The 12148-nt window shown below is 39.8% G+C and carries 11 protein-coding genes; 5 read left to right on the top strand and 6 right to left on the bottom strand.

Annotation, left to right across the window (positions count from 1 at the left end; translation table 11 throughout):
• Positions 1 to 61: 61 nt before the first annotated feature.
• Positions 62 to 754, bottom strand: a complete 693-nt coding sequence (locus H5162_RS01385) for an ABC transporter substrate-binding protein (RefSeq protein WP_145234415.1) — start codon at positions 752 to 754, stop codon at positions 62 to 64.
• A 124-nt stretch (positions 755 to 878) separates the two neighbouring features.
• Positions 879 to 1991 (bottom strand): arginase family protein, encoded by a 1113-nt coding sequence (locus H5162_RS01380; protein WP_145234417.1) that lies wholly within the window; start codon positions 1989 to 1991, stop codon positions 879 to 881.
• Between the two features lie 429 nt (positions 1992 to 2420).
• Between H5162_RS01380 and udp the strand changes: the two genes are divergently transcribed.
• Positions 2421 to 3176: a uridine phosphorylase gene (gene udp, locus H5162_RS01375; protein ID WP_149979966.1), complete on the top strand. Its 756-nt coding sequence runs from the start codon at positions 2421 to 2423 to the stop codon at positions 3174 to 3176.
• Here the strand turns inward: udp and cdd are convergent.
• From cdd to ppc, 3 genes are all read right to left on the bottom strand, one after another.
• Positions 3157 to 4089: a cytidine deaminase gene (gene cdd, locus H5162_RS01370; RefSeq protein ID WP_182730784.1), complete on the bottom strand. Its 933-nt coding sequence runs from the start codon at positions 4087 to 4089 to the stop codon at positions 3157 to 3159. The two genes, udp and cdd, sit on opposite strands and share 20 nt — an antisense overlap.
• Positions 4090 to 4137: 48 nt before the next feature.
• Positions 4138 to 4515 (bottom strand): hypothetical protein, encoded by a 378-nt coding sequence (locus H5162_RS01365; RefSeq protein WP_145234423.1) that lies wholly within the window; start codon positions 4513 to 4515, stop codon positions 4138 to 4140.
• 396 nt (positions 4516 to 4911) lie between these two features.
• A complete protein-coding gene (ppc, locus tag H5162_RS01360) occupies positions 4912 to 7557 on the bottom strand; it encodes a phosphoenolpyruvate carboxylase (RefSeq protein ID WP_182777431.1) in 2646 nt (881 codons plus the stop codon).
• 220 nt (positions 7558 to 7777) lie between these two features.
• On the opposite strand from ppc, the gene H5162_RS01355 reads away from it, so the two are divergent.
• From H5162_RS01355 to H5162_RS01345, 3 genes are read left to right on the top strand one after another with little or no spacing between them, the layout of a single operon-like run.
• Positions 7778 to 8143 carry a thiol-disulfide oxidoreductase DCC family protein gene (locus H5162_RS01355; protein WP_182730785.1) on the top strand — a complete coding sequence of 122 codons (366 nt, stop codon included), beginning with the start codon at positions 7778 to 7780 and terminating at the stop codon, positions 8141 to 8143.
• Positions 8143 to 8877, top strand: coding sequence for an SDR family NAD(P)-dependent oxidoreductase (locus tag H5162_RS01350; RefSeq protein WP_182777429.1), 735 nt, complete (start codon positions 8143 to 8145; stop codon positions 8875 to 8877). The genes H5162_RS01355 and H5162_RS01350 overlap by 1 nt, the downstream gene beginning before the upstream one ends.
• A gap of 9 nt (positions 8878 to 8886) precedes the next feature.
• Positions 8887 to 9501 carry a flavin reductase family protein gene (locus tag H5162_RS01345; protein WP_145234432.1) on the top strand — a complete coding sequence of 205 codons (615 nt, stop codon included), beginning with the start codon at positions 8887 to 8889 and terminating at the stop codon, positions 9499 to 9501.
• 186 nt (positions 9502 to 9687) lie between these two features.
• Here H5162_RS01345 and H5162_RS01340 read toward each other — a convergent pair whose 3' ends face one another.
• On the bottom strand, positions 9688 to 10497 hold the full coding sequence (locus H5162_RS01340; RefSeq protein WP_145234434.1) for a peptidase S8: 810 nt from the start codon (positions 10495 to 10497) through the stop codon (positions 9688 to 9690).
• Positions 10498 to 10973: 476 nt separating this feature from the next.
• Here H5162_RS01340 and H5162_RS01335 point away from each other — a divergent pair, with 476 nt between their 5' ends.
• On the top strand, positions 10974 to 11948 hold the full coding sequence (locus H5162_RS01335) for a transposase (RefSeq protein ID WP_182759415.1): 975 nt from the start codon (positions 10974 to 10976) through the stop codon (positions 11946 to 11948).
• Positions 11949 to 12148: the final 200 nt, after the last annotated feature.

The raw sequence follows: 12148 nt of genomic DNA, 5'->3' as shown, positions 1-12148 counted from the left end.
AATTTAAATTTAATTAATATTAAAAGTAATTAAATATCAGTACATTACTAACAATAAAAGCTTACTGATACGCGTTGAATGCGTTGCTGAGTTTGGTTTGAGTTGGCTTATCTAGCGCTTTGTTACAAGCAAAATACAGTGCTGGTTGCGTGATCTTGAGTCTTAAAATTGGTGTTAACTTGTCAGTAACCTGCCTTTTAGACTGTTCAAATTTAACGCGTTGTTCAGGTAATACGACGATATCGATAGTGCTTTGACGGCTTTGAACTATTTTAAAAATATTATCAAAACTATTCATCAGCATTAGATTTACACCTTCTTCAAAGCCCTGTGATAATAAAAAGTGATGGCTGTAATTATCTTTTAATACCGCAATTCGGTATTGCTTTGCTTGCTCTAGGGAATCGATAACGATGCTTTTCGAATTCAAAGCATAAAGATAAGTGTTCAACTGTGCTAATTCTGCAATCCAAATAAATTGCTTTTCACGAGAAGTTGAGCGCGCCATAGAAAAAATGCACGTTTGCGGATCGCGCAGTACCATATTAAATGCAGTACTCCAACTATGCACTGAAATTGTATAATCGAGTGTTGAAGAAGCTAACACCATTTGAACTTTATCAGCGATATAGCCAACAAGCTGTTCATTTTCATCAATATATTGAGCAGGCGGAAAGTTTTCTGTAACTATGTTTAATTTAGCTACAGTTTGACTACTTAAGATTATTAATAAAAAATAACACCACTTAGCCACTCTTACCCCACCGATTATTATTTTAAGCCTCTCTTGATGTAAATTAAATATAACGGCAAATAGCTGATTTGTGAATTAAAAAAGCAGCATGCCTCAGCATGCTGCTTATACTAACTGTTATTGACTATGCGCGGTTCATGGCATTAATTAAAAATGCTGAAATTTTTGCACCTTCTCTAAGCGTTGTATCTGAACTCGATTGACCAATCAGTGAACTGTCAGTAAATGGGGCAATTTCCATCATATCAGCGCCAGTGATCGGAAATTCATCAGCCAAAGCAACCAAGATATCCAAAGCATGCTGCGGCGTTAAACCGTTCCCTTCGGGTGTGCCTGTTGCTGATGCAAACTCTTCATCGAGGGCGTCAATATCAAAGCTGACGTAGAGTTCATCAACATTATCAGCTTTAAGCTGAGCAATTACTTCTGCGGCAATTGCCGGCGCGCCTCGTTCGATGATCTCATGGGCCCAATGTTGTTTAACGCCAAAGGTAGATTCCCAGTGTTCTTTTGGCTTACCGCTTGAACGAATACCAAATTGGATCAGATGATGTGGTGCAGGTAAAAACTCTAAAATATGCGTGCACCACGAGCCAAAACATAAATCGATACCTAAACGCTCAACGAGTAAATCGGTATGCGCATCAAAGTGAATAATCGCAGTGCGTTTACCTTGCGCACGCTTTGCCTTCAAATACGCTTTAGTTAACGGGTAACTAATTGAATGATCACCACCAATACCAAAAATGCCTTTATCAGTAAACGTTGCATAAAAGCTATCGCATACATCTTCAGTGATAGACAACGGGCTGACATAATACTCACTGCTTGGATTATCATATAATGCCTGTTGGCAATTACTGATAGTCGCGTCGTTTAAATATTTATCATGCAATAAATGTGGAATAACCCTTACATCACCTAAATCAAACGACTTTGCCTGAGGCTGCTGATCAATCAATGCTGAACGTAAAAACAACGGCCCCCAGTTGGCGCCGCGTAAAATGCCACCACCACAGTCAGAGCTAATGCCTAAAGTCACCGCTTTATGCTCACTTTGACTAAGTGTATCGAGTGATGCACGCCATAGCGTATCGACATTATCTTCTTGCCCATACAGTTTCATACGCAGCGCCGCTTTTCGTTCTTTTGCAGTATTAACCGTAAAAACGCCATCGCCCGGCGGACATAAACAGTGCTCAACTTTACTTTTAAATGTGTGCCATTGTGTGCTCATTGCAATTCCTTACTGTGTGCTTTTGCGTAGTTATGCAAAAGAGCGTTGTTGAAAATAAAATTAATAAAAGATTCACGCGCCGATTTTCACTCGCAATTTTATTACTCTCGCCGCTTTAGCTACATTTTAAATAACTATATAAATCTCTATAATAACAATTGGTTATACTTATTCTTCCAACAACGTATAAACTAAAATAGAGTGCCTAGTAGGATTGATATAGTGTCTATGAATACAAGTCAACTACCGGCGATGACACAAATTAAAGTCAGTTGCTTGAATATTCAAAGAGAATGAATAAATTTGATAACGGACATCCGTCCTGTACAAGGCAATGCATTGTAGTAATTATGCTAAATTGACAACAACTCTTTATAAATTAGCGTTATTAACTGACGTTAGAACAAAAGTTATAAATAAGGCCCCGCTATGGAAAAGGTATTTCACTTAGGACTCACCCGCGACGATCTACACGGTGCAAAACTTGCAATTGTACCGGGCGATCCAGATCGTGCAGCACGTATTTCAACTTTTCTCGAAAACCCAACTTGCCTCGTCCAAACCCGAGAATTTCATGCTTACTTAGGTCAACTTAACGGTAACTCTGTGGTTATTTGCTCAACCGGTATTGGTGGTCCTTCAACCTCCATTGCAGTAGAAGAGCTGGCGCAATTGGGAGTTGAAACATTCTTACGAATTGGCACAACTGGCGCTATTCAACCTCATATTAATGAAGGTGATATTTTAATCAGCCAAGCATCTGTGCGTTTAGATGGTGCGAGCCAACATTTTGCGCCATTGAACTACCCTGCGGTGTCTGACTTTTTCGCCACACAAGCGATGGTAAATGCGTGCGGTAATTTAGGCATTGATTTTCATATTGGTATTACTGCATCAAGCGATACTTTTTACCCAGGTCAAGAACGTTACGACACTTACTCGGGTTATGTACCAAAAGCATTTCAAGGTAGCTGTGAAGAATGGCAAAAGCTGGGCGTGATGAACTATGAAATGGAATCAGCAACCTTATTTACAATGTGTGCAGCACTGGGGCTAAAAGCAGCCTGTGTAGCTGGTGTGTTGGTTAATCGTACTCGCCAAGAAATCCCCAATGTAGATCACGGCGAGATTGAGAAAAAATCAGTCGCCGTGGTACTAGAAGCCGCTAAATTGCTGTTGGCTTAATATTTAAACTTATACTTTGTAGTACTGGCAATTCGGTGTAACTTGCCAGTACTGCTTGACTGACACTCAACTGATTTCCCTTGCCCTGCGTTTGTAGTAACTCAATCCCTTTGACAACATCTTTAGTCATTGCCAAACCGGCTAAATGCAATTGACTCACCGCACTTTGCAGTGGTGATAAGCTCGGGCTATACGCGGCATTTTCCGCATAACAACCATAAAAATTGCCATTTTCGAAAGTACTAATTTTCACTGCGCTGTAATTTTCAGAGTAAGGTACATATGCAGCCAACGCATAACTTAGCAACGTTTTATCCAGTTCATCAGTTACAACAAATTCATGCTGTTGTGGAGCAGGGTTAAACAAACTATAAGAATTACCTAAATCTTGCGGGCCAAATGAGTGAGGGAGCAAATCAGCCAGCTTGAATTGCTGCTGCGGTAATAAAATATCAAAGCTCTGCGCATCAGCCAACTCATTCATAAATTGACGACAATAACCACATGGCGCATCACTGATAGCAATTTTAGCTATTTTTTTCGCGCCATTGAGCCAAGCGTTGTTAATTGCCGATTGCTCAGCATGAACCACTAAGCTTAATGCTTGTTGTGCAAATTCAACATTCGCCCCAAAATAAAAATGTTGCTCACCATGTTTATCGTAGCCAACTACAATTGCCCCAACAAAAAAATGTGAAATAGGCACAACTGCAAATTTTGCAGCAATAGGTAAACAGGCACGCAGTATAACCTCGACAGGTTGCTTATATTGCGCGCACAAAGCTGTAATATCAGCGGTATTTAAAATACCCTTGTGCTGTTTTACGTGAAGATATAACTGCTGCTGTTGTTTTTCACTGAAGCTAAAAACGCAGCTAGTTTGAGTACTTACTGTAGGCGTTAATGAAGACATAGACTAGTTTTATGATTTAATGGCTAACTAGTTTAGAAGGTTCAACGCTTAAATGCTAGGTTGATTTACTAACCAATTTTTCGCGCTGTTAAAACAATCAAAGTTTTCTGCCTTTATATCAAAGCGTTGTGCTTTTTGCAAAAACAAATCGTGCATAAAACCATCAAAACTAACGACGCGAGCAATAAAGCAACTAGCTAACCACTGAGATACTGCTGGCATAATAGTCAGCAGTTCACTTGCCGGAAATTTATGCGTTAATTCAGACACATCAACGAGTAACTTATTACTGCCGTAAATAGATACGTACTGCTGCGCGATTTGATAAAAGTTCATCACATCCTGTGCACTTGCCGTCCCTCTTAGCGTCATCATTATTAATGACGTAGATGCATCATACGTGATGCAAGTAGACACATTTGACATATTACTACTCAATTATTAATACACTTACCATTATGGCAAAACAGCCGACATTCTAGATAAAAAAAACAGACAGTCAATATCTAGTAGCAAATCAGGTCTGACCAGAGCGTTAATACAGAATAAAGGATGGTTTTTTTTGCTAAAATGATACCAAAAAATACCTTGTTGTAACTAAGTTATAACCTGAAACAGCTTAACGATAGGAAGTAACTGTATTCAATACATCTAAGCTGAACTAAGATTAAATAAGATGTTTAATGCGGATAAATATAACTTACTTGGTAATATATGCGCCGAACCTTACCAGCACAGCGCACTGTTAGTGCTCAATTAACTAATTAATGGACCTCTCGCTGCTAAACACAGCAAAGAAGTCCACACTTAATTATTGGATAATCAACCGGTATTACGCATACCTGCGGCAATCCCAGTCATAGTAATCATTAACGCGTTATCAATGTCACCAGAGCTGCCTTCTGCCGCTTCGCGCGAACGTTTTAACAACTCAACTTGAAGCACATTCAATGGATCCGTATACGGGTTACGCAAACCAATAGACTCTTTTATCCAAGGTTGATCGGCAAGCAAACTTTGCTGTGGGCTTAACGATTGTACCAGTGAAATGGCCTGCTTGAGCTCTTTACGCAGTTTTTCACCAAGTGGTTTGTATTGCTCTTCAACTAAAGCGTCGTCGTAATGCGCACTTAACCAACAGTCCGCTTTACTGAATACCATTTCAAGCATTTCTAGACGGGCTCTGAAAAACGGCCAGCGTTGACTCATTTCATTAAGGGTATCTATGCCATGTTTTTCAAGTGCAGCTTGTAAACCAGTTAGTGCCCCAAGCCATGCTGGTAGCATTAAGCGATTTTGACTCCAAGCAAAAATCCACGGGATAGCTCGCAGGCTTTCAACACCACCATTGGGATTACGCTTTGCTGGACGCGAACCAAGCGGTAATTTTGATAGTTCCTGCTCTGGTGTTGCCATTCTAAAGTACGGCACAAAGTCTTCATCAAAACGCACTACATTACGGTAATGCTCACATGACTTTTCACTGATCAACGCCATTACATCACGCCATTCATCTTTTGGCTCTGGTGGTGGTAACAAATTACTTTCAAGCACAGCACCGGCATAGATGTTTAGACTTTCCAGCGCCACGTTAGGTAGGCCAAACTTAAAGCGGATCATCTCCCCTTGTTCGGTAACACGCAGGCCACCTTTGAGTGAACCTGGTGGCTGTGAACGTAAGGCTTGTGCAGCAGGTGCGCCACCACGACCAACAGTACCACCACGGCCATGGAATAATACCAGCTCAATACCACGTTGCTCTGCCAATTGTACAAGCTTATCCATTGCCTCGTATTGCGCCCATCCGGCAGCCATCATGCCAGCATCTTTGGCTGAATCTGAGTAACCAATCATGACATTCTGTATGCCCTCAGCTTGGCCTCGATACCAGTTATTATCAAGCAATTGAGTAATAACATCGCTGCCTGCATTTAAGTCATCTAAGGTTTCAAATAATGGCGCAACAGGCAGTTTAAAACTACAACCACTTTCTTTTAATAGCAGTTGTACTGCTAATACATCAGAGGCTGTGCGTGCCATTGAAATAATATATAAACCAAACGTCGACGCATCTTGCTTGGCGATTACATCAAAGGTGTCGAGGACTTCTTTTACATCAGCGCTTGGTTGCCAATGTTTAGGAATAAGCGGGCGACGAGAGTTAAGCTCGGCTAATAAAAATGCCTGCTTATCTTCTTCTTGCCATTGGTCGTAATCACCTAAACCTAAATAACGAGTGAGCTCTGAAAATACCTGACTGTGGCGTGATGAGTCTTGGCGCACATCAAGTTTAGCTAAACGAATACCAAAGCTATTAATACGACGTAACACATCTAATAATAAGCCATTGGCTACCACCGCAATGTTACTCTTAAGCAAAGAACGGTAGCATGCCTCAAGCGGCTGCTTTAACTGCTCAATGTCAGTAACGATGTCTTGTGCATCGGTGCGCTTATTCATAATTTTAGCGCCAAGATGAGCAACGGTTTCACTCACTTGCGCTTTGAGTACTTTTAATACCGCACGATACGGTTCAAAATCTTGTCCAGCGAGCTCGACTAGCTCATCACTGGCTTGTGACATAGAAAGCTCAGTGCTTAAAGTGTCGATATCGCGACTGTATAAATCAAGTGCCATCCAGCGCCCATGATCCAGCACTTGCTGCGTCACTAATGCTGTTACAAATGGATTGCCATCGCGATCGCCCCCCATCCATGAGGTAAATTCAACGGGGCTGTAATCGTTTGGTAACTCTAAATCAAGGTGCTCTTTTACTTCTTTATTAAAGTCTCGTAAAAAACGCGGAACGGCGTGCCAAAGGCTATTTTCGATAACTGCAAAACCCCATTTCGCTTCATCAATTGGGGTTGGACGTGAACGACGGATGTCGTCTGTATGCCATGCTTGGCTGATCAACTGTGCGATACGGTTTAATATATTTTCACGCTCATAAGGCAGGTTATCGGTACGCTCAAGAGCTGCTAAACAATCACTTAATTCAACGTGTTTGTTAATAATTGTACGGCGAGTTACTTCAGTTGGGTGTGCAGTTAAAACTAAATTGATATGCAGTTTAGCTAAACTTTCTGCGATTTCATTGGGATTTATTTTACCCTGCTGTGCGTGGCTAGCTAATGCTTTTAAAGTTTGTGTTAACGGGCTTAGCTGACAAAAACCCACGTCATTAAAACGAGAAATAGTATGAAACTGCTCTGCAACATTGGCTAGATTCAAAAAGTGATTAAAAGCACGTGCCACTGGCAGTAACTCTTCATCGGTTAAAGCATGCAGAACATTAATTAAGGTATGGCGGTCTTGCTCGTTTCCTGTGCGGGATGACTTAGCTAAAGCTCGAATTTCTTCTACTTTATCTAAAATCGCTTGTCCTTGGGCGTCTTTGATTGTTTGGCCTAATAATTGCCCCAATAAATTAACGTTCCCACGCAAGGCGGCATATTGTTCACTCATTCCTGATACTCCATTGTTGATGTTTATACCATAAAGGTACTAATAATAAGCCGTGTTCGATTTTTAAGTGTGGAGTGTAAAATGCGGTAAAAAATCGACACTTTGCTTACCTTTATATTTGTAAGACTCTATTAATATCATCCAAATGGATAATTTAACAGATCCAAGGCTTATTCTATTTCGTAACAAGACATAATGAATCGATGAATTTTGAGTAACTATGATTATTTTTTACGATGGTAATTGCCCGCTTTGTGTTAAAGAAATGGATTCACTTAAGCGTGCTGACACACACAACAAAATAATACTCGAAGATATAAATAAAGATGATTTTGAGCAGCGCTTTATAAACATAAAACGCCACGATGCCATGGCGTTTTTGCATGGCCAGCGTGATAACGGTGAAATGATTTACGGATTAGATGTCACATTTGAAGCATGGCAAACGGTTGGCCGTCATTCATGGCTAAAGCTGCTACAATTACCCATAATACGCTTTATTGCCGATTTAGGTTATCGCCTGTTTGCTAAGTACCGCAGACAGATCACACGCATTTTCTGTCAATCAAGTTGTGGGATAAAATAATGACTAACGCTTATATTATCTTCGGTGCAAGAAGTGAAATTGCAAATGCGTATCTAAAAGAAATTGCCAAACACGATCCACAGGCTATGGTTTTTTGTGTAAGTCGCAGCTCTATTGACACATCCGCTGTCGGTATTGTTGTTGAGCAGTTTGTTTGTGACTATTCCAAAGCACGCTTAAGTGAATTAACAAACTTACTTAAAGAGCGCGCAATATACCCAACTCAGGTAGTTATTTTTAACGGCCAGCTACATTATGCGCAATCTTTGCCTGAAAAAAAACTCGACGATATCGATGAGCATTATTTCAATACCTTACTCAACACCAATACATTGACTCCTATTTTGTGCCTGCAAGCAATCGCGCCGCTACTTAGCCACAAAACACCTTGTACCATAACGGCCTTAAGTGCGCGAGTAGGTAGTATTACAGACAATAACTTAGGCGGCTGGTACAGCTACCGCGCCTCAAAAGCAGCACTTAATATGTTATTCAAAACAGCAGCTATTGAACTGCAACGACGCGCAAAACAAACACGTTTAATTCTTTTTCATCCGGGCACAACAGATACTAATTTATCTAAGCCGTTTCAAAAAAATGTACCCGCAGGTAAGCTCTTTACACCTGAGTTTGTAGCATCACAACTTTATACTCTTTTACAACAACCTGAACAGCTCACTGAGGTAGGTCAACCCGCCTACATTGATTGGCAAGGTGAGCACATACACTGGTAAGGATAAACCATGCACTTTACAACAGACGCCATTAGTCAGTTAGATAAACACTACCGTACGCATTTAATAAACTCACTATCTGGTTTTAAAAGTGCCAACTTAATTGGTACTCAAGATAGTGCAGGCAACACCAACTTAGCAATTGTAAGTTCGGTTATTCACCTTGGCGCGCATCCACCGCTTGTAGGTATGATTATGCGCCCACATAGTGTACCTCGTCATACTTTCGAGAATATTTTAGCAACCGGTGTTTACACTATTAACCAAGTGAATAGCGAGATTGTGGAACAAGCTCACCAGACTTCTGCCCGTTACGATAAAAATGAATCTGAATTTGATGCTACAGGCCTTACAACCGAGTATCTGGCTAATTTTTCGGCTCCGTTTGTTGCTCAAAGCCGTTTAAAGTATGCAGTTAAATTTGTTGAGCATCAACACCTTGCCGTAAATGGCACTGAGTTAGTAATCGGTGAGATTATAGACTTACATGTTGAAGACTCAGCAATTTTAGAGGATGGTTTTATCGATTTAGAGTCAATCAACACCGTCACCATTAGCGGCTTAGATAGTTATCACAAAACACACGCTATAACGCGTCTACCCTATGCTAAAAAACCTCGTTAAATAGTGCAGCTGAGCTTTGAAAATGATTGTTAAGAGTGTCATATATACTTTGAATAATTAAATATCATACTTTGATACGGTTGTTAACACTGCGCTATGGAGTAAACCTCAGCAGCAAGTGCAACGTACTATATTGAAAGTCGCAACTACCTTACAATAGACTGTTTTGGTAATTGCGACCCACACTTAAAATATTATTTTAAACATTTCTAATGAGCAAGGATACATTGCATTACAACCTATAACTGTAGGCAGAACATTGGTTCCAAAACCACCATTATTGACCGCTTGTACGTAATAACCATTAATCGATTTAAGCGCGATGTTGTCACCATTTTGAATTAATGCACCAGGGTTATTTGGTAATTCTATAGTGAACGTTTCCCATATTGATGCCGCAGTTCGGTTTGCATTAAGTGCAGCCCCACCACCTTGCTCTGCCACAAAATAGTATCCTGATGTTGTTTGGATATGTATTTCATCACCACTTAGCAAATCACCGCCATTAATATCTATTAAATTAAATTGCTCCCATGGACCAATTGCAAGACGATTTGCATTCACTGTATCCCCCCCATTATTCTCAGCCACAACGTAATATTGGCCACCTGTTTCTAGGGAGATATTGTTTAATATAGTGGGGTTACATGGTAGCGTGGTAAAAGTGAGATCTTCACCTTGCAGTGTTGATCTGGGCGGTTTTGGATCACCATGAAACCGAAAATGATACTGCGTTCCACAATCTAAATTAGCTACTTGCGCACTCACAGGGCCATTAACTCCTGCGGGTGTGACTAAAACACTAAAGCCATAGTTTGTGGTTTCACCATAATCAATTATTTCACCACTTAAGCCAATAGTAGATGCCGAATAACCATTTAACTGCGCCGATGTTGTCGTAATATTGCTTGCAGGTTGTGTTGTGTACTGCGTACCAGCATGCGCAATCGATGCCGTACCAAGTAAAACCACAAATAAAAGTTTTGAAGTAATCATTGTCGAGTTCCTGTGACGTTTACGCTGCTAGGATTAACAGCCCTATAAGCGTAAACGTCGACATGAAATAAAACATTACACCTTATTACAAGTCGCATAATGATAAAAAACTTACATGACACCCACTTAAATCTAAATTCAGTAAAAAACTTACATGACACCCACTTAAATCTAAATTCAATACATAAACTTACATGACACCCATTTAAATCTAAATTCAGCAACTGATTCCAATTCAATCCCATTATAAAGTTGCAGTCCTATATAAAGTAAAAACTTATATGACACCCACTTAAATCTAAATTCAGCAACTTATTCCAATTCAAACCCATCATAAAGTTACAATCCTATATAAACTTACATGACACCCATTTAAATCTAAATTCAACAACTGATTCCAATTCAAACCCATCATAAAGTTGCAGTCCTATATAAAGTGACTAGTATTTTTATAGAAACACAACATTGGAGGTTTTATGGCAATCGCTCGAAAAAGACAAATTAGCCTAAGTGATACTCGCTACTATCACTGTATATCTCGTTGCGTAAGAAAAGCTTATTTATGTGGCATAGACAAGCATACGGGCCAATCGTATGAGCACCGCAGAGAATGGGTTGAAGATAAAATTATAATGCTCGCTTCAATATTTTGTATTGATGTATGCGCCTATGCTGTGATGAGTAATCATACACATATCATCCTTCATGTAGATAATAATAAAGCTAACCGCCTAAATGATAAAGCCATTGCTTTACGCTGGCACAAAGCATTTAAAGGTACTTTATTAACTCAACGCTTTGTGAAAAATGAGGTGCTCTCTACTGTCGAACTGCAATTAGTAAAGTCTAGCATTGGAGAATATCGTTCAAGGCTAATGGACATTAGCTGGTTTATGCGATCACTTAATGAGTACATTGCTCGCAAAGCTAATAAAGAAGATAATTGTAAAGGTAGATTTTGGGAGGGACGCTTTAAATCTCAAGCTTTACTTGATGAGTCAGCACTAGTGGCTTGTATGGCCTATGTCGATCTAAACCCAATCCGTGCTGGAACCGCTTCATCACCTGAAAACTCAAATTATACAAGTATTAAAAAACGTATTGCAGCAGCACAAAATGCCAAACAACCTAGGTCCTTATTTCGCTTTGCAGGTTTAACGACAAAACACACTGTAAATGGTTTGCCTTTTGAACTGAACTCTTACCTAAACCTTGTTGATAAAACAGGGCGCTGCATAAGAACAGATAAAACAGGTTATATAGATCATTCTTTGCCACCGCTACTAGAGCAACTAAACATATGCCCTGAAAACTGGCTAAAAATCACCAGTAAGTTTACTAAAGTCTTTCATGGTGCTGTTGGTAAACCAGATGCAATTGACCGGTATTGTAAACACCAACACTTTAAACGACGAAGTAACCTCAAAAATTGCGAAAAACTATTAGCGTAATACCATATAAAACAACTCTTTACTTTTTATCAGCTCAAGGCTGAAGCTTGTGCTGCCAGTTATTTGCTATACTCGCCCCAAAATGAACATTTACTATTCTGAGAAGAGTTTTTTAATATCATTAGACACATAAAAACTCATGTAACTGTATTGAACTTGGGTGTCATTTTAATTTTTAAAAGTAGTGGATGTCTTTTAAC

It is taken from the genome of Pseudoalteromonas sp. SR41-8, from assembly GCF_014163915.1.
In the GTDB taxonomy this organism is placed as follows: domain Bacteria; phylum Pseudomonadota; class Gammaproteobacteria; order Enterobacterales; family Alteromonadaceae; genus Pseudoalteromonas; species Pseudoalteromonas rhizosphaerae.
The sequence above is the reverse complement of the archived record's forward strand: the minus strand, read 5'-3'. Positions and strand labels throughout refer to the sequence as shown.